Source organism: Pseudonocardia sp. TMWB2A, from assembly GCF_017312135.1.
Genome location: NZ_QKQY01000002.1, coordinates 5,331,958 through 5,351,537, shown reverse-complemented (window position 1 = coordinate 5,351,537; position 19,580 = coordinate 5,331,958). Strand labels below are relative to the sequence as shown.

The 19,580-nt window shown below is 67.8% G+C and carries 10 protein-coding genes; 2 read left to right on the top strand and 8 right to left on the bottom strand.

All coding sequences use genetic code 11. The features are described 5' to 3' along the window. Positions 1-75 precede the first annotated feature (75 nt). From DMP17_RS39645 to DMP17_RS39620, 6 genes are read right to left on the bottom strand one after another with little or no spacing between them, the layout of a single operon-like run. Positions 76-513, bottom strand: coding sequence for a hypothetical protein (locus tag DMP17_RS39645; RefSeq protein ID WP_337832236.1), 438 nt, complete (start codon positions 511-513; stop codon positions 76-78). Beyond that, a complete protein-coding gene (locus DMP17_RS39640) occupies positions 510-1,730 on the bottom strand; it encodes an McrC family protein (protein WP_337832235.1) in 1,221 nt (406 codons plus the stop codon). The genes DMP17_RS39645 and DMP17_RS39640 overlap by 4 nt, the downstream gene beginning before the upstream one ends. Next, positions 1,727-4,438 (bottom strand): McrB family protein, encoded by a 2,712-nt coding sequence (locus DMP17_RS39635; protein WP_337832234.1) that lies wholly within the window; start codon positions 4,436-4,438, stop codon positions 1,727-1,729. Before DMP17_RS39635 ends, DMP17_RS39640 begins: the two co-directional genes overlap by 4 nt. Beyond that, positions 4,438-8,556 carry an Eco57I restriction-modification methylase domain-containing protein gene (locus tag DMP17_RS39630; RefSeq protein WP_337832233.1) on the bottom strand — a complete coding sequence of 1,373 codons (4,119 nt, stop codon included), beginning with the start codon at positions 8,554-8,556 and terminating at the stop codon, positions 4,438-4,440. The genes DMP17_RS39635 and DMP17_RS39630 overlap by 1 nt, the downstream gene beginning before the upstream one ends. Beyond that, positions 8,553-11,429: a helicase-related protein gene (locus DMP17_RS39625; RefSeq protein ID WP_337832232.1), complete on the bottom strand. Its 2,877-nt coding sequence runs from the start codon at positions 11,427-11,429 to the stop codon at positions 8,553-8,555. The genes DMP17_RS39630 and DMP17_RS39625 overlap by 4 nt, the downstream gene beginning before the upstream one ends. Beyond that, positions 11,426-16,588: a DEAD/DEAH box helicase gene (locus DMP17_RS39620; RefSeq protein WP_337832231.1), complete on the bottom strand. Its 5,163-nt coding sequence runs from the start codon at positions 16,586-16,588 to the stop codon at positions 11,426-11,428. Before DMP17_RS39620 ends, DMP17_RS39625 begins: the two co-directional genes overlap by 4 nt. Before the next feature lie 443 nt (positions 16,589-17,031). Here DMP17_RS39620 and DMP17_RS39615 point away from each other — a divergent pair, with 443 nt between their 5' ends. Continuing rightward, positions 17,032-17,565: a hypothetical protein gene (locus DMP17_RS39615; protein ID WP_337832230.1), complete on the top strand. Its 534-nt coding sequence runs from the start codon at positions 17,032-17,034 to the stop codon at positions 17,563-17,565. Positions 17,566-17,728: 163 nt separating this feature from the next. Beyond that, positions 17,729-17,881, top strand: coding sequence for a hypothetical protein (locus DMP17_RS39610; protein ID WP_337832229.1), 153 nt, complete (start codon positions 17,729-17,731; stop codon positions 17,879-17,881). Between the two features lie 49 nt (positions 17,882-17,930). On the opposite strand, the gene DMP17_RS39605 is transcribed toward DMP17_RS39610, so the two are convergent. Beyond that, complete coding sequence (locus tag DMP17_RS39605; protein WP_337832228.1) at positions 17,931-18,479, bottom strand: hypothetical protein; 549 nt, start codon at positions 18,477-18,479, stop codon at positions 17,931-17,933. Between the two features lie 25 nt (positions 18,480-18,504). Then, on the bottom strand, positions 18,505-19,350 hold the full coding sequence (locus DMP17_RS39600; protein ID WP_337832227.1) for an 8-oxoguanine DNA glycosylase OGG fold protein: 846 nt from the start codon (positions 19,348-19,350) through the stop codon (positions 18,505-18,507). Positions 19,351-19,580 lie beyond the last annotated feature (230 nt).

The window sequence follows — 19,580 nt, the reverse complement described above, 5'->3', positions numbered from 1 at the left end:
GCTCGCGCCCTCTGACACTTCTGTCGGTAATTGATCGTGTCCGATGGTGTTGTGTGCTGTCTGAACAACGCCCTTCTAATCGAATCCGAGCAGGTCCCAGCGTCGGGCGTATCCATCGATGTCGCGGGTCCGGATGCTGCAGTGCAGCGAGGCGTCGTTGAATGCACGATGGCCGCCGTTGCGACGGAGGTACGCCTCATGCCGGGTGCGGATGCCGTGCACTACCTCCTCCTCGGCCCCGATGTGGAACTCGGGACGCTCGGTGGACAGATCGACGAACACCCAGAAGCGATCGGGCTCAGTCTCGGTGTCTCCGTTGCGGATGCTGGACTGCCAGTCCCCGCGACGCCGACTCACCACTCGGAGCCGGCGGAGGCCGTCCGGGCCGTCCATATGCACCTCGGTACGGCGTCCGACCGGAACTTCGCGAGCCGTGCCGCCGCGGCGCTCGATCTGTTCGATGACGAGGCGACGGGCGTGAGCCGCCACCTGCTGGGTGGATCCGGTTGTCATGGGGAGCCCCCGATCGGCAGTGCTGCGGAACTACAGCGTGCGGCGATGGAATCCGCCAGAACGTCAAGATCGGTCAGCACGGCGTCGACGGTGCCGCCGGCATCGATCGTGAGGACGTGCAGTCGGGTCCCGCTGCGAACGACAGTGGCGGCGCTCTCCGAGCGTCCGTCCCCAGCTCGGCAGTAGATGAGCACACCGTCGTCGAGGCCGAGCGCGACGGTATACGCGAGCACCTGGCGGTAGTCGTCGCCACGGGCCCGTGCGTCGTCGCTGATCTTGTACTTGACGTCAGCGACACCGACGACTTCGCTACGACGCCGGAACTCCAGGTCGGGGCGCAACGGGATGCGGCCACCGACATCGAGCCTGCGATGGGTCTGGGTGTCGACATGGAGCCGTCCCCGCAGCCGGGCCGCGAGTCCTCCGCTGACCCACCGCTCGAACAGATCAGGCATGTCCACGAGGAAGGCAGAGGCGGATCGACGTCCCTCGATATCGACCAGAGACAGGTTCCGCAGGACGATCTCGGCAAGTCGCAGCGCGGGCCGGTAATGCTCGTTGAGTCGGGTCATGATGATGCGCTCGATATCGTCCGCCGTGGGCGCGGCGTCGGCCACCTCGTCCAGCCCGGCCAAGGCGCGGATCAGGCGATGCCGGTCCGGAGGCGGCAGTTGGGGTGAGCGTAAGGCCGAACGGATGGCGGCGCGGAGGTAGCGGTTTTCGTCGTTGTCGGTGGTGTAGTCGTCGTATCGGCACGCGACCGGGAGATCGAGTGCCGCCCGCCGGAGCTGGGCCGGAAAGTCGATGCGACCTCTGACGGTGGCGAGGGCTTCGTGTCGTTCTCGGTAGGACCTCAGCACCCCTCGGGCGAGCGTGGTCTCGACCGTCCGCGCGAAGAAGCTGAGCACAGCGGGAAGTAGATCTCCGTCAGCGGCGTAGTCGAATGCCTCGTCCCGCCATGCAGAGTGAGGAAGGCCGGCCGAGAGGAACAGGAACACGTTCTCCGGACGGACCTTGGGACGTATGAGCACGCGGAGACCTGTGACCGAGACCGATCCGACGAACTTGGTCGCGGAGATCTTCCATTCCCCGGCCCGTGCGGTCGGCGCCACCGACAGTGCGTGCGGGGCGATCGTGGTCAGTGCCCTCGCGCTCTGGTCGGGCAGAGTATGGATCGCCGACGAATGCTCGTGCAGCACGAGCGTCGACGAATTCACTCCTCAGCGTCCGCGTTCGATGACCCCTGGGAGCCGGACCAGTCCTGGTACCGCCGCCACGCCTCGGCCCAGCGGAACCGATCGATTCGGGCCTGGTCGCCGAAGAATTGGTCTTCCACGAATGGTTCCACGTTGTAGCGCCAGATCCGCGCCACAGCAGTCTCATCGAGACCGCGGCGCATGAAGTGGCTGGGCCCGATCTGCAGATGCGGCCCACCGAGTGCGTCGATGAGCTCGCCATTGACCATGCCGACGAGCCCGGCGACCCAGGCGGGTTCGTCGTGCTTCTTCAGCCAACGCTGCAGCAAACCTTCCAGCGGGCCGCTGTCAGGGTAGATGGGAACGAAGTGGAAGCGGCGGCGTAGGGCAGCGTCGATCAGAGCGACCGAGCGGTCCGCGGTGTTCATGGTGCCAATGAACCACAGGTCGGGAGGCAGCTCGAACGCCTCGTCGGGTCGGTAGAGGGTGCCGACCTGCTCACCGCGATACTCGAGCAGGAATAGCAGCTCGCCGAGGATCTTCGGCAGGTTCCCACGATTGATCTCGTCGATGAGCATGACGTGACGGGTCCCAGGCGCTTCCTTCGCTCTTCCGGCGAGAGCCCGCAGCGGGCCGTCGGTGAGTGAGTAGGCAACAGCACCGTCGACGGTCTGCGGGCGATATCCCTCCACGAAGTCCTCGTAAGAGGTCGACGGATGGAACTGCACAATGCTGCGTCGTCGGCGGTCGGGGGCAAGTACCTCAGCGAGTTTCTTGGCGATGTACGTCTTCCCGGTGCCGGGTGGCCCGTAGAGAACGACCTGCCCCTTGTCGCGGAGCAGCTCGATGATCTCGTCGAGGAAGGCTCGGTCGATCAGCAGGTCTTCGGCGAGGTCGGCGATCGGATCGTCGTCGGTCCGCTCGGGTTCGCGGCTGACGTACCAGAGCAGGAATCGGCTCATCCCCCACGGGTCACCGGGGAACAGGTGCTCGACTCGGCGGCGTAGCCGGTCGTTGGCATCGACCTGAACGTGTCCGCGACTCGTCGCGGTCGGGTCCGGCAGACCGAGGAGCTGCAGCAGGCGGTGTTTGCCATGCTCGCCCTTGTAGGGGAAGACCGGCAAGAACCGTTCGGGACGGGTGATCGCCAAAAGCTTCATGCAGACGCTCTCGCCGAGCCCGTGGATCTTCCACTGTGGGTCGGCGAGGACCGCGTCGATCCGGTCGGCGTCCTCGCCGTCTCCGTGACAGAGATAGCGAACAGTGTCGAGGAACTGGTCGTAGGTCGCCGGATCGCGGAGGGCGGCGTTGAGCGGGGCCATCGGCCCGGGGCCACCGTAAGCCTGGGTGTTCCAGATCCTGCGCAGCTCCGCCGGATCTTGATCCGGTAACGCGCCGTCGGCAAGCAGGTCGGCGAACCGCGCTCGGGCGGCGCGGTCGATGTCGTCTGCGGGGCGCGGGTACCCCCATCTGCGGAACTCTTCGGCGAGTGCGACGAGGGGGTCGGGGGCCGTGGTTGGCCGCGCAGTTCCCGGTTCTCCACCCGCGAGGGTGATCAGTTCATCCAGTACCGGCCGGGCGCGCTCGACCGTGCTGAGTAGTTCGGCGCGAAGGTCGAGCTCGGTGAGCTGGTCGCGGTCGAACCAGCGACCGTAGAGGAACTCGCCGGCAGAACCGACGAATCCGGCGTCCTCGCCGCGCCGGCTCCCGCGTGCCCCGAGGACCCCGAAGCCTGGAACAGGGTGGTCACTGATGACGGCGGCGGCCTCGTCGTACCAGCCGGACCGGGGAAGCCCGGGCTTGACGCCAATGCCCATGCCCTGGGCGTTGATCCAGATGCGGATGCCGGGGGCGGTTCGGCCGTCGGTCCAGTCGACCCAGGTGTCGGCGCGAGGACGGCCGTCCTTCCAGTCCCGAGCCGGTGCGGCGCTCTGCAGCGGACGTCCCGCTTCCTTCTCGACATCGGCTCCCAAGTCGCGCGTGTAGCGGGCGAACGCAACAAGCGCGGCGGCGTTGCGAATGAGGTCGTCATGGTCCACCGCATCGGCGTCCGCACCGAACGCGCACCGGTCGATCAGCACGGGATCGACGACTGTGGGCCGATTGTTCTCCCACCACCGGGCGACCCGTTCGACCCGGTCGACGTCGGTGTCGAGTTCCTGCGCCCGAGTGGTGAACTCGCGATAGCGCTCGTCGACAGGTTTCGGTAGAGGAACACCGGTGATGAACTCGACGAACGATGCGGCGCTGGTCCAGTGGATCGGCCACCGCCGGTCGGCGAGGGCCCAGAAGTAGGACAGCAGAAACGCCGCGCTGCGTGGGGCGGGCTGTCCACCGCTGCGGACGGCGTCGATGGCGTCGACCACGCTGCGGATCTTCGCGGTGGCCCCGTCGATGTCGTCGGGGGCAGTGAGCGCCTCAGCGAGAAGGGAACCGGTGCGGTACGGGTCCTCACTGCGCTTGACCAGCTGGTTGAGCAACATCTGGCCGGCGAATCCGTTGAACGCGACTGTGTCCGGCTTGACCGCCCACGCCTGCATCATCGCCCGGAAGCTTTCGACGTCGCCGGTACGGCGCAGGGTGGCGAGATGCCCCAGGGCCTCCTCAGCGCTACGGGCGAAGCCCGCCTGACGGGTGGTGGACTCGCGTTCGACTGCGGGGTCAGCGGCGAATTGCCGAGCGTGAGCTTCGTACCAGCGGCGGCGGAACTGGAGCTCCGACGAGTGCACTACCGGATTCCTTCCTGTGCGGGGCGAGCAGGGTGCCGCGGTCCCGCCCCTGCCGGAATGTCGGCGAGAGGCAGCCATCCGTGTCCGCCACGAGCGGTCGCGGCGGCCATACGGTCGTAGGCGTCTAGAACGAGGCGCTTGATGCGGAACTCGCCGTGGTCGCGCACCTCGTACTTGCGGACGACGAAGAACGAGTCGAGCACGTGCTCGGCCTCGGTGCGATCGAGTCCGTAGACGTGGAGGAACGCCGCGTCGAGGTCGGCCCGGAGCAGCTCGCGCCGTTCGGTGTCCCAGCAGAACGGCGGACCCTCATCACCCATGTCGAGGGCGTAGGGGCGCAGGCGCCACGAGGTGTAGGCGAGCTCGCGGACGTACGGAAGCACCCAGCGTTCGAGCGTCTGCTCTGGCAGCCAGTCGGTGGGCTGGTCGAAGGTGGTGGGCGGCGGGCAAGCGAGCTGCTTGACGATGTTGTACGTCATGTGAGTGCCGCTGAGCTTTTGCCTAGCCACGTAGTCGAACGCAAGTGACGACCAGACCGCATGTAGGAGCGGCCCGTGCGCCGGAACCTTCGGAAAAGCTAGAGGGAAAACGTGCCCGACGGCGCTGGTCGGCAGCACCGATGGAACGAACGTCCGCATGTCACTGGCCCGGGCGATGTCCCGCCAGCCGAGAAGCCAAGCTCGGTCCCAGCGCAGCGCGAGCCTGTCGCGGACAGCGGCGCCGTCGACCCAGTAGCGAGCCAGCGGTTCCATGTTCGGGTCGTCGTGCTGGGCGGCGGACGGGCGGGGCAATGTGCCTTTATTCAGCTGGGCTTGGGTGGCGTCGCGGTAGGTGGAGTAACGGTGGTCGAAGTGCCCGAGCATCTTCGCCTCATAGAGAGGAGTCCGTTCACGGCCGTGCCCGTGATAGGACCAACCGTCGAAGTCTGATCCGCCAAGATCCTTCTCGGCCAGAAACAACTCCGAGTCGTTCGCCATATCGAACAACCGGCAGAAGTCGAGCCCCCACGGATTGATTGGTGCATCACCGTCACGGATGAGTACCGGATGCCGCCGATATGCTTTCAGGGTGATCTCAGCGTCGCGCCGGGTCCGAAACACCGGCAGCGTTCCGGTATTGGGGTTCATCAACACGACTTCTTCGGCCGCGAGATCGAATCGACGTTCGGGGACATCCGTCAGGTAACGTGTGTAGAAGGCGAATCGGGTCGTCGCTGCGACTCGGTGCGGGCCGCTCATCACGGTGGCAGCGAACCGGAACTGGTTGTGGACACCAGCGAAAACCTTGGCCTCGTTCTCGAAGTCATAGAACGCGAGCAGCCGCTTCGCTTCCAGGGTGTCGCCGAAGAATTCGGACGTTGTCTTGTCCGTCGCCAGTCCGGTAGGCGTGATGATACCGGCGGCTCCTTGTTCGGCCACGAGCGTGCGGAAGGTCTCGGCGAACACGCTGTATGTGTTGACGTCCCCCGACGACGTCAGCGGCATCCGTCCGCCGCTGCGCACCAGATGAATCACCGCATCGGACTCCCGCTGCGCGTCCTGGTAGCTCGCGAACAGATCCGGGGCCTCGAACTCCAGCTCGGCGATCATCCGCTTGCGGATCGCTGCGGTCGACGCGTTCGCGATCGCATCGGCGCCGCAAGCGGCGAAGAACTCCTTGTCCTGGATCTTCACCCGTTCCCACGGCGGGTTGCCGACCACGCAGGAGAACCCGCCCCGCCACCCGGTGGAGAGGTCGACGTCGTCGTCCCCGGCTGCGGGCACGGTGAAGATCGTCGGAAACTCCAGATGCCAGTGGAAGAAGCGATGCTGACGGGCTTTCTGCAGAACGGTGTCCCGCACCCGAGCAGGCACATCGGAGTCACCGTCGGCGATTCGGGCGACGGTGGCGTGGGTGATGCCGGGGATGTCGGTCGGGCGCTTCGGCTGAACGAAGGCCGCGCACCAGGCGTCAGCGGCGAACCGCAGGGCCGCGAGCTCCGGATCCTTCGTCTCGAACGCCCGCCAGGCGTCGGCGCGAGCGCGGGCCTCGTCGGCGGTGCTCACCTTCTGCTCATCGATCGCGCGGACCTTGTTCGCGAGGCCCGCATTGCCGTTCTCGGCACCGAGGTCGAGCCAGAGCTGGTTGCGGGATCTGGCCCGCTCGGTCTTGTTGCGAGCCTTCAGCTTGCGGGTCCACTCCTTGTCGTCCCCGGTGAGCACAGTAAACGCGGCATCCGGGACGCCGTCCGCGAGCAGCTTCGGGGTGGCGCCCAGGAGCGCGTTGCCGACCTTGAAGTGGGTGTCGAGGAACGGCAGCGGCCGCGAGCCGTCGAACGCCTCCATCCACAGCGCGACCTTGGTGATCTCGATGGCGAGCTCGTTGACGTCCACGCCGAACACACAGTGCTCGACGACGTCGGCGATCGCTGCATCGAGCGTCGGGCGGCCCGGCTCCGGGTCGCCGGTGCGGGCGATGGCGAGCGCCTTCGCGATCCGCCGGGCCGCGGCGACGACGAAGTGTCCGCTGCCGACCGCCGGGTCGACGACGGTGAGTCCCAGCAGCGCCGCTTCGGCATCGTGGGCCCGACGGGCTTCCACGATCAGCGGGTCGAGGGCCTCGTCGAGCACGAGCTCGATCAGCCCGGTCGGGGTGTAGTAGGAGCCGGACTTCTTGCGTTCGTTGCCGGCCGCCTCGGTGAGGCTGAAGGTGCGGCGCTGCGGGTCGTAACGGGGTTGGTAGGCGAGCAGTCCTTCGTAGACTCCGCCGAGCTCCTCGCTGTCGAGATTGCGGAAGTCGACCGGCCGCTCGACGCCGGTGACCGGGTCGACGATCCTGGACAGTGCGCGGACGGCGTCGAGCAACGCTCTGTTGGACAGGACCGCGCCGTCGAGGTCGTTGAGAAACCGCCGTTCGAACAGGGACGCAGCGATGCCCGGCACCGCGATCTCCGGGCGACCGTCGCCGGCCAGCCCGTCGGTGACGAGCAGGTGTGCAGCCCACAGGTCGGTGTGCGGGGTGCCCGGCCGGGTCGCGGCGAGCCGCCGTAGCCGGGCGGTGGAGAAGTGTCGCGTGTAGCGGTCGCGGGCAACCGAGTCGGCGTTGTGTGGATGCAGTCGGCCGCGGTCCTCGGCGACGAACAGGACGAGCAGCCGGTAGGCGACCCGCAGCAGGCTGCGGCGCAGGTCGTCGGCAGCGTTCGGACGATGGCGCAGCGCGTCGACCAGGGCGATATTGGCCGGGTGGGACACGAACCCGGTGCCGAGGTGCTCGATGGCCCGGGCCACGCCGAGCCTCAGCGCTTTGAGGGCGCGAGCGCCGTCGGCGATGGCGGTTGTCCGCCAGCGTTCCAGCAGGCAGGTCTCCGCGCTCAGCGGTGGGGTCTCGGCCGGTTCGCCATCGTCTCCCTCGCCGTCGGGGTCGGTCGCATTCGGTGTCTCGGCGACGGGGGCGAAGCGGGTGGCGTGGACGGTGAGCCAGAGCAGCCGGAAGTCGGCGTAGCGCTGGTTGTCGAAGATGTCGTCGAGGTCAAACTCGACGTGCGCCTGCCGGGCGAGACTCGACGCGTCGCGCATGACGCGCAGCGTGTGGCCGTTGGACAGGATCCCCCATAGGTAGCGGGGATGGCGGTTGAGGAACTCCTGGACGAGTGCGTTCGGGGAACGCAGCTGCCGCTCCGGGCGGGTGTCGAGGTCGCGTTCGGCGCCGATCAGGTGGATCGGTACGCCCGCCTCGGGTTCGGCCGCGTTCGCGGGCCATGTCATCCGGTGGGTGATGCGGAGCCGTTCCGGTTCGGACTGGCCGAGCGCCGGCGGAACCTCGATGCCGTCCACCCACACCGGGTTGCCGTGCCCGAGCTCGTAGAGCAGCGGGTGCAACCAGCGCTTGCGGGTGAGCGCGTCGGCGCCGTCCGGAACGGTGCCTTCGGCCAGGGCATTACGCCAGGCACGATGCGCGAGCAGGCACTGTTCCCATGCGCGGGCCACTGCGGCGTTCACACCCTGGCCGGGTACGAGGCCGTAGTCCGCGGGGGCCTGACCCGGCATCTGCAGATCGACGGCGCGGGCGAGCGCGTCGGCCGGTAGCACGGCGCCGGTCGTGGTGACGGCGCTGAACGACGACATCACGGTGGCGGTCACGAGGCTCCTCCGGGCAGGTAGATGTAGACGCCGAGCACGTCGGCCGGTGGCAGCAGCCGGGCCGTGAGTCCGCGGCGCGTCTGACCGCTGCTCGCACGGACTCCGCGGTGCTCGGCGGCGGTGGCGTCCGCGGCGCGTTCCCCGCGGGCGACGAGCTCGGCCTGCAGGTCGGGCAGCCGGTCCAGGGCACGCTGGAGCTGGGTGCGAGCCAGGTCGTCGTGGACGTTGCCCCGGGGCTCGGCGGCGACAAGCTCGGCAACGGCGTCGTCGTCGAGCCAGACGACCTGCCCAGCTGAGATTCGGTACGCCAGGAAACGTGCGTCCTCTGCGACCTGGGTGACGATGCGCCGGCTGCCGGGAACGATCAGCTCGATTCGAAACCGCACGACGAGCAACGTCGTCACCGCGGACGCTGCGGCGCTGCGAACGACGGCCGCGCGTCTGGCGGGCCGCGCGATCTCCGGCAGCAAGGGATCCAGCGCGGCGTCGAGCACGTAGCGGGCGATGGCCTCGACGGTCGGATCTGTCCGCTGCAGCAACGGGGCTCCGGGCGGCGCCGGCAGGGCCCGATGGAAGCGGAGCCGATCGCGGCGGCGCGGCGGCAACTGGTCCACGAGTGCACGGGGCAAAGTGTCGACCAGCACCTCAAAGCCGTCATCGGTGTCCGCGATCTGGCCGGACATCAGGCTCAGCGCGGTGCGGACGAACCGCTCCGCATCCGCCGGCCCGCCGAGGCTGCGGCGCACGGCGGACAGAGCGGCGGCCACCTCGTCCGGATGCAGGCCGGCCTGGCGGAACCGCGAGCGAGACGTCTTCTCCCGCTCCGCTGCGTTCTCCCAACGGGTCAGCACGTCACCGGTCGCCGAGTCCGCGGTAATGCGGGGCAGGTCGAACGCGAGCTGCTCGGCGTCTCCACCGCGCAATAGCAGCGACTCCCAGATCGCCGTCATGACCTCGGTGGAGTCCGCAGGAACCGGAACAGATACCCCGGTGCTCCGGCGGATCGCCTCGTGGCGGCGCAGCAGCACGTCGAGCACCACTCCGTCGATGCGGTTGTCGGTGCCGTAGTACGTGATCGCGCGGACCGTGGGGGACATCTGACCGAACCGGTCGACCCGGCCTTCGCGCTGTTCGTGACGGGTCGGGTTCCAGGCGAGGTCGTAGTGTAGGACCGCGGAGAACCCTTCCTGCAGATTGACACCTTCGGACAGACAGTCGGTCGCGACGAGGATATGCGGACCGTCGTGGGCGGTGAGCTGCTCGACCCGCGCCTCGCGCTCCTCGGGCGGCAGCAGTCCCGTAACGGCCTCGACGCGGGCGGTCGGGTGCTTGCGGGCGAGCACGGTCGTGAGGTGCTCTGCGACGTACTCGGCGGTTGCGATGTAGCGGCAGAAGACGATGGGATGGAAGCCGTCGCCGACCAAGAGGTCGATCATGGGCAGGAGCCGCTTCAGCTTCGCATCGCCCTTCGGGCCGCGTAGCGCGGCGGCGTCCTTGGCGAAACCGAGCAGCGCCCGGCGAGCACGGGCGTCGTTGGTCTGCTGGACATCGGCGGCGGCGCCGGTGTCCGCCCCGAGGCCAGTGTCCTCGCCCTCCACCGCATCGTCGGCGTCGGCGTCGAGGACCAGCGGGACGGCCAGGGCATCAGCGGCCTCGACGCTGTCGACGTCGAGTCCGGACCGGGCACGCAGTGTCTGCTCGGCCGCGGCTGGGCTGGACGCCATCGAGCGGAGCAGCGCGATCGCCGACCACCACCGGACTCGCTGGCGCACTGTGCTCAGGCTCGGGTCGGACACCCGCTCGCGGACGTGGTCGAGCACGCGCTCGAACAGCCGCCGGTAGTCCGGCGTGAGCGTGTAGGACTCCTCGGTGTGCTCCCGTTCCGGGAACGGGGTGCCCTCGGTCTCCTCGCCCGCCGTGTACTCACGGATGTCGGCACGACGGCGCTGTACGAGGTATCGGGCCAACAGCTTGCGATTCGCGTCGTTCTCGGGCCCGGACAGGTCTGCTGGGAGCGCGGCGAGGCGGGTGTCGAGCAACCCGACCAGGGACTGCCAGGCTCCGTCGTCTCCGCTGTGCGGGGTAGCGGTGAGCAGGAGCAGATGCCGGTTCCGGTCGTCGGCCAAGCGACGCAAGAGGGTGTAGCGCTGGTGTGCGCTGCTTCGTCCGACACCGGTGGGGGCGACGCAGGTGTGAGCCTCGTCCACGATGACCAGTTCGGGGCAGTGCACGGCGAACTCGTCGCGCCGGGTGGGCTGCTTGATGTAGTCAGTGGACACGATCAGGTACGGAAAGTGCTCGTAGACAGAGGTGAAGCCGGCCCGCCGCGCGAGCCGATTCGCGGTCGATGGCAGAAGCAGCTCGGCCTCGATGCCGAACTTGGCGCGCAGCTCGGCCTGCCACTGCGGCGCGAGCTGTGGGGAACACAGCACGGCCAGCCGCGTCGCGTCCCCGGCGGCCAGCAGTTCGGCTGCGATCAGTCCTGCCTCGACCGTCTTGCCTACTCCGACGCCGTCGGCGATGAGAATCCGCGTGGTGTCCTGCGCGCTCGCCATCATCAGCGGGACAAGCTGGTAGTTGCGTGGTGTCACAGCGAGTTGTGCGAACGACCGGAAGGGGCCGGTCGTGTCGCGGAACGACAACCGCAGCCCGTCTCTCAGCAGCCTGGCTCGGGCGGCGTCGCCGCGATCGTCCACTGTGGGTGTGGAGAACTGGGCGGAGGCGACGTCCTCCACCCCAGGGAGCAGCAGCGTCGTCTCGTCGTCGCGGCCACCGAGGGGACGGGCGAGGATCAGATCCTCATGGTCGCCGGGCAGCACCACCCACTCGCGGCCGCGGGCTCGGACGAGGGTTCCGGATCGGAAGCCGCTCACGCCCCCGCCCGCCCGTGCCCGAAGACCGCAGGGTGGGCCGAGACGAGGGCGTGCCAGCTCGGATCGTCATGGCGGAACCTGACGACGGTCCATCCAGCTTCCTCCTCCAGCCGGGCGCGGGCAGCCTCATCTCGTTCGGTCTGGCGGGGATCGTCGTGTACTGGGCCGTCGACGAAGACCGCCACGTCCATACCTCCTGGGTGATAGCTGAAGTCAGGTCGCGCGTAGAACCCATCGACGACCTGCTGCGCGGCGTCGGGTAGCCGGTAGCCGTGCTCGTCGAGCCAGCGCAGGAAGGTCTTCTCGAACGGGCTGCTCTGTCCGGCAAGCCGGACGAACTGGGCGTCACGTTCCTCGCCGGCACCACCGACCTCAGTCGTTGACGTAGCCAATCGCAGCAGCAGGTCCTGCACCGTATGGCGGTCGAGTTCCTGGTGATCCCATTGGTTGGCGTAGGACAGCAGACAGTCGTAACAGGCCTGCGCGCAGTCCTCGTGGGCGTGCACGGCCCGTTTGCGGTCCTCACCGGTCGCCGGGTCGAAATGGAGGATCTCCAGCGCACGGGTGGCGACGCGTCGGAGCTGGCCGTCCTCTTGGGCGAGCCGGCGCAGTACACCCGCACCCCCCTCGGCCGCTTCGAAGAACAGCAGCCGGGCCCACGCATTCGGGCCGCTCCGCTCAGGCAGTGGCTCGACGGCGAGTTCGCTGCTTTCGAGCTGATAGTGAGCCTCGGCGGCGCGTTTGAGCGCGTACATCGCTGCCATCCTTTGGGGAGCCGGGACAGCGGCGTCGAAGGAGATGACGAGTGCATTGCGATGGTCTTCGACGTAGGGCACGACGCGCTGGACGCGGTCGTCGCCGGCATTCTTCGGATCGATCTTGGGGCTCCAGCGGCCCTCGACCGTGTCGAGAAGGTAGCCACGCTCTGCCTTGTTCTTCCGTCGGCGCAGCCCGACGTTCATTCGGCGGATGAGCGCGGTGTCGCCATAGGTGAGCCTGGCCAGCGAGCACCCGTCGGCGTCCCGAACGGTGCTGTCGACGCGGCTGCTGCGTTCACCCCGAGGCTCGAAGCGGATCGCGGTGACGATCTCGTGCCCGGCCCGCTGACGCTCCTCCTCGTCCGCGCTGATCCGGTCACGCCGCCGGGTCCGCACGGCGAGCAGCCGCATCATCGAGGTCAGTTTCTGCAACTCCGTGGATCCGCAGTACTCGCACTCGGTGGTGCCGGTCGGGCCGTTGCCGTCGTTGAGGTACCCACAACGACCGCACCGGTCGATCTCGGTGATGTTGACGCCGGTGCCGTCCTCACGCGCCGGGAGGCTAACCCTGTTGACCTCGAATCGGGCACCCTCGTGGTAGATGAAGGCACCCGGACCGAACTCGCTGATCGCGAGGAAGCGGGGCCGCTGCACGTAGTCGCCTTGACCGTTCTTCGTCCGTCGTTCCCCCGGGATGAACGCTGCCAGGGGGAGCCGCGGGAACGAGTAGCCAGGGAGAAACCCCTCCGAGGCGAAGTAGCGATACGGATAGAAGTCGCCTTGGTTCACGTCACCGACCTCGCCCTTGAGGAGGTCCAGCGCTGCCCGAGCCTCGGAGATGCGACCACGGGCACGTGCCTTCTCCTGCTCGGAGGCATTGATCGTCTTGAGCACGTCATTGGCAGCGTCGAGATCGACGAGAGCTTCTGAATAGAGACCGCGCCATCGGTCGAGTGCGTGGTCGAACCGGGCTGCGGCCTCTGTGACGGTCCGGCTGACCCAGTCCTCGCGCCACCATGACGACTCGGCGACCGGAGTAGCTGCGGCGAGCAGCGCGGTGATCCTTTCCTGTGCACGTGCCGCTGCCCCTGGATCGTGAACGCGGGAGCGGACATCGTCGTGCAGCGGTTGGCCGGCCAGGTCGACGTCGACGAGTTCGGTCATGCTCGAACGCAGGTCCAGTCCGGTTTCGACGAGCCAGACAGCGTGCGCATGGGCTCGGACAAGATCCTGGTTGCCGAGCTCAAGCCGTGGTGGGGCGACTGCACCGGCGACCATGTCCCGGCTGCGGCCGAAGTAATAGTTGTCGTGGGCGTTGCCAGTGGCGCAGTAGGTGAGGACGACAGCAGCCTGCCCCGACCGCCCGGCACGGCCGGAGCGCTGTGCGTAGTTCGCCGGGGTTGGCGGGACGTTGCGCATGCCGACGACATTGAGGCTGCGGATGTCGACGCCGAGCTCCATGGTCGGCGAGCAATAGAGGATGGGCAGGCGTGCCTCGCTGAACTGTTGCTCACGTTGCTGCCGCAGCTCCGGGTTGACCTGTGCGGTGTGCTCCCTCGCCTCGAGCCCGCGCAGCGAGCGAGCTCCCTCCGCATAGAAGTTCGTGAAGTAGGGGTTGACCCGCCCCTCGGTGACGTTGGTCCGCAGTGGGTCCGCGGCCCGGTGCTCACCCGACCCTGGCCGCCATTCGATCATCCCGGCCTTGATGCGGTACCCGACCGGCCGTCGACGCTCCTCTACGCGTTCGAGGATCCCGACTTTCGACATTATCTCCAGAAGGTGCCCGATGAGCGCGTCCGCGTCCTTCACCGACACGGCATGGTGGTGCTCGGGGAACCGGCCGGACCGGCGGAGCCAGCGGCCGAACAGACCCAGACCGGACAGGTAGAGGTCGCTGCCCGCGCCGGTCCTCGACGGCCGGGGCCCGGGAAAGCAGGTCGCTGCGTAGATGCCCTGCTCCTCGGCGAGTGCCCATGGTGCGCGCAGCCACTGCCGGCTGGCACGGCGGATCACGTCATAACGCTCTTCGGTGAGGAACTCCGACTCGACGCAGATGTTGCGACGCATCTCGTCCAGCAGCGTGAGCATCACGGAACGACGCGTGTCGGCGTCGGCTGAGGCCAGGGGCTCGCCGGCGGCCTCCCAACGCGGATCGTCGGTCGCGAGTCGATCAACTGACCGGTAGGTCAACTGGAGCTGGCCGGTCTGCTCCAAGTTCGGCATGGTGATCCGCCAGCCTCGGCGCAGATCAGCCCACACCCGGTACGCGACCGAGTCCCTCAGCGCCTTCTTGACCTGCTTGTCGGCGTCGTACTCACCGTCCGGGTCGTCGGTCGCGGTGCGGGCCACGTCGTTCGGAGACAGCCCGAGGGTGGCTGCGACGCGCAGACCGAGTTCATCCTCGGTGAGGGGATCCCCCCACTTCTTCTCGCTCTCGACGACCGCCGCGAAGAGCGCGGAACGGATGAGTCCGACGAGGACGAAGTCATTGAAGTGTCCGGCCTGCAGGCTGGCGTCCTGGCGATTGTCGGAGAAGGCAAGGAACTTGCGCGCCTCAGCCGGAAGATCTGCTTCCCGCAGGTTCCGGACGACGGCCTGCGACAGCACCGAGACCGCACTGGCCCGCCCCCCGTTGCCGAGGCTCGCGACCCGGGAGAACTCCGACTGCTGGGTGCTCTCGTAGGTGGTCAGGCAGTTCGGACAGAAGTGCAACGTCTCGAAGTAGGCAGCCGGAGTTCCACCGCTGTCGACCACGGTGCCGAAGAGGTCCACCCGGACCGGCTCCGGCAGGCGCGTGTCGCGGTTCCGGTCGAGCGCCGATCCGCTGTCGGATTCGACCACCCAGTCCGGTGGGAGGAGAGCGTGAAGATCAGGGCCGTCATGTGCCGGCCAGTCCTTGCTCCGAATAAGCAGCAACCCGGTGGACTCGGCAGCGTCGTCGAGCTGCTGTCCGACCACCCGAGGCCTGAACACCTCGCCCTTCCGAGTGCGGTTCACGACCAGGAACTCCTGGCCGCACTCGCGACAGAACGCCAGCGGGAACAGAGGCTGTCCGGCTGGCTCGATCGGAGCGCTGCGCTGGTAGCGGGTGGTGAGGTAACGCTGCTCGGGCGAGGTGAGGGTGACATACACCGTCTCGCCCTTGCCGATGAACTGGTGCAGCTTGAACGCGAACAGTGATCGCCCGTTGTCGTCGCGGGCGCCGGCTCCAGCTAGTAGAACGCGCCGGATCGCCTCTTCGCACTCGACGTTGTCCCGGCCAGTGAGGTCGGAGAGTTCGGCGGCCGCCTCTGAGATCAGCTTGGGTTGCTGGCGGGTGAGCTGCCCCTCCACCACGCGAAGGCCGAAGGTGTCCTCGGTCCACCGCGCGAGGTCGTCGCGCCGTAGCGAGTCGAACGACGTCGGCGGGGCTCGATCGATGGCCTCAGCCAGACGTGATCGATCGGCGATTTCCTCGGTGGCCCGGCGCAGAGTCTCGCCGACGATGTTGCCGGGATCGATCGTGGTTCCGAACAGTCGGCCCGCCAGCGTCGCGACTTCCTCGCGCTGTTCGGCTAGCGTTCCCGGCCCGGCGAGTGTCGCGCTCGTGCCCACACACTGCAGGTCGGCTCCGTGGCGGATCGCAGTGCGCAGCCGCCGGATCAGCATCGCCACGTCGGCGCCCTGGCGCCCCCGGTAGGTGTGCAACTCGTCGAGCACTAGGAAAGTCAGCTCATCGGCAGTCGCGACCAGACCGTCCCGCTCGCGCGGTCGGGTCAGCATCAGCTCGAGCATCATGTAGTTGGTGAGCAGGATGTCGGGTTTCTTCGCGATGATCGCGTCGCGCTCGGATTGACTCTCCTGCCCGGTGTAGCGGGCGAACGAAACCTTCTGATCGTTCTCACCGAGGAACTTACGCAGTTCGCCGAGCTGGCTGTTCGCCAGCGCGTTCATCGGGTAGACGACGATCGCCCGTACCCCGCGGCCGCTGCCGTCCCGCAATACACGGTCGACGATCGGGACGATGTAGGAGAGCGACTTTCCGGAGCCGGTTCCCGTGGTCAGGACATAGGACTCGTGACGTTGTGCGATCGCGATGGCGTCCGTCTGGTGCCGGTGCAGGGTGAGCTCCCGTCCGGCCCGCCCGGGCTCAGTGCGAAAGACCTGTGCGCAGCCGGGATGTAGGACTCCGGCGCGGACCAGCTCGCCGACAGAGCCGCCCGACTCGAACGCCGGGTTCAGCGCCAGCCAGGGTTCAGGCCAGAACAAGCCGCGCTCGACTTCCTCCTCGACCTTGGTCCTGATCTGCTCGTCCTTGACGTGCATGAAGCCATGAACGAAGGACGAGTAGTCGTCGATCACCTTGTTCCGGACCGCGAAGGCATCCACCGCGTCCCCCCATCCGTGTCGCAGCACGGTCACGCTATCCATGGTGTGACCGAGACTGCACGTAGGGCGACCCGTGCGAGCGCCAGCTCGGGCAGCGCGATCGCTCGTCGGCGGTGCGCGGATCCGCGGGATCGGGCTCGACCTTCGTCGACGCGATAAACGCCATCTCTGGTGGGCTCAGCGGTCTTAGTCAGCCTGGGCCGAGCCGGGGTGGGAGAGTTCCGGACACGCTCAAGGCCGCGCGGCCAAGAACCCGGTGGAACGCCTGCGGCGTGGCCTGACGGCCCGGTGGCTTACCACAGCCGACCTCACGGGAAAGGGCGCTGCGCGTCGCCTTCGGCGACAGCCCTTCGGGCTGCCCTTGCCCGCGAGCCTCTTCGGCCGTGGTGGGACGCCTTGCGGCGGCGGGGAACAAGCGCCCCGCCACCCCAAGGGGTACCCGGGCCGACAGGCCCGACGTTGATCGGGAGGTCAGCATGGCGAGCAGTCAGAACCACGCCACCACCAGCACGACGACCACGATCGCCGACGAGGACGCGGCGCGCGGATTCTCCTCGGTCGGATCGATCGCCGTTCGCGTCGCTGGACTCGTCCCGACGCGCGTCGACCTTCGGTTCGCTGGAACACCTCAGCAGCAGCTCGGGGTGTCGCTGGGGACGATCCTGGTCTACATGTCGACGCACCTAACGGCGTCGACGATCGCCGAGAAGTGGGCCGCGGCGGCGCCGCTGGCGCGCGGGCTGTCGCACGTGCTGCCCACGGAGCGGCGTCCGTCGATGGCGACCGGGCCGTGGCTGCTGTCGGCGATGGTGCGATTCGCCGGTACACCGGCGGTGACGACCGATGTGATGACCGCTCAGCCCGGTCGGGACCTGCCGCCGATGCTGCGCATCCAGGTCGGTCCCGTGACGTGGGAGCTGACCGATGCGGTCGCGTACTCGTCGATGCTCAGCGCGTGGCGGATCGCCGCTGATCTGCTCGCCTTCCAGGGTCCCGAGCGCGGTGAGTGATCGACATGTGGACAACTCGCCCCGGCCGCTGGCGCGGCCGGGGCGCTGCGCTCAGGCTCGCTTTATGCGATGGCGGGTAGGCGTACTGAGATCAGGTGCAGAGAATGTCGACTGGACTGACGAGGGGGAAGGCGTCAGCTGGCAGGACGCGCGGGACGAGGCCGTGGAAGCGCTGCATCGGCGTGCGGAACGGGAGGGGGCACAGGAGTTCCGGCTGCTCGTGGGGGAGCAGGAGGCGTACTGCTGGCCGGGCGTGACCGAGGCCGGCGAGCTGGACCTGTCCAACGTCCGCGGCATCATGGCTCGCCGCTTCTGAGCTGCGTAAGCTCGATCGTCGAGCTACATGTGCGATGACGAGGCCGGTGTCAGCTCGCGTTGCCGTCGGCGGCGTCAGCCTGGCACTCGGCGGTGGTCATACCGGTCTGTTCCCGGCAGGACTGCGGTGCGTTCTCCTGGGCGATTTGCCCGGCCTCTGGTCCGTTGATGTACCAGTCGTACTGGGCTTCTTCGGAGGTGGCGTACTCGCGTTGGGCGTCTTCCTGAGCCGCGATGAGTTCCGGACAGTCCTTGTTTGACGACGATTCCGTCGATGACGTGGGCGTCGGCATCGGGCTCGCACGTCTACCGAGGTCGGGCTGCGGCCACGGTCGCCTCGGCGATGGCGTCCTCGGCCGCGGTGCGGGCGGCGTCGATTGCGTTGACAGCGACGGAGGGGCAGACAGCAGCACGGCAGAGCGCACGGCCTCGGGACCCGCTCCGACTGGTGAGGGCGCTGGTGCGGCCATCGTCTGCGCGGCGTACACCGAGCCGCCGCTCGTCACGCCGACGGCGATGACGGCGGCGCCGAGGAGAGAACGGACAGTGGTGCGCATGGTGTTGTCCCCCGAGGGCGAGATCCGGCGGTCGATCGGCATGTCGACGTTCGGGAGGAGGCGTTAGCTACCGCCGTGCGGGCTCATCAGAAGTGGTGGTCTCCGGGAGTCCGGTGCCGACCAGATCGTCGAGTGCATCAAGGTGCGGCTCGACCTGCGATCGCAACTCGTCGGGCAGATCTACCGACAGCTCGCGCACCCGAAGCAGTGCGGAAGGGAGGTCCTCCGCCTGCCGGGAAGCCGTTCCTGCACTCCAGGCGGAATCGAAGATGAGCTGTTCCAGGACGTCGATGCGGATCCCATCCAGCTCACGCGACCATGTTTGGAGGACATGGAGGTAGTGCTCGTAGTCCTGCCACCGCCAGAGGTCGAGCCGCGGCTGGAAGGTGGTGTTCTGCTGGAACCATCCCGCCACGACGGAGTCGAGGATCGGGAGTACCGCAGAGTCCCTACCGGCAGTGAGGGATGCGTAGTACAGGAACTTCGTGCCGAACGCCGGGCCCAGGTACTTGAGGCCCGGCGCTCGTGCGAGGTCGAACGCTCGCTTCCGGTCGCCGACTGCCGCTGCGCTCAGCACCTCATGCAGGCGCGACGCTGCGTTCTGGTTGGCGGTGAGAACCCGGCGTGTGCGGTACGGCCCATAGCCCACCGGTCCGTAGCCCCAGACCATCGCTGCGACGAAGGCATCCGTAACGGTCCGTGTTCTACCGACAGCTCGGAAGACGTCTGTCACTTGCTCGCGCGAGACCTCGTCCCCGAGCGAGTCGTCCCGAAGAACTGTGATTTCCGGCAGGTCGTCCAGCCGCCGTAGCCAGGAGCGACGGTTCCACCGAATCGGTTGCTGGCTGGACAGCGGGCCCCGGCGCTCGATCAGAGTACGCAGCTCTGGCGGCAGGTGCGGAACGTCAGGCATGACGGCACCCTAGGGACCGATGGTCGCAGAGTTCCACCGGTCGCTTACGCCCGTGGTCCGCGCTCGATAGAGATCTGCTGTGACACGCGGCGTGACACGAGCTGTTGGCGAACGGTGTTGTCAGAGACACCCGTGCACCCGCTACTGCGGTCATCGTCGCAGGTGGAGGCACTGGAAGAAGCCCGCGAACTTCCTTCCAAACTGGCTACGCGGGTTCGATTCCCGTCGCC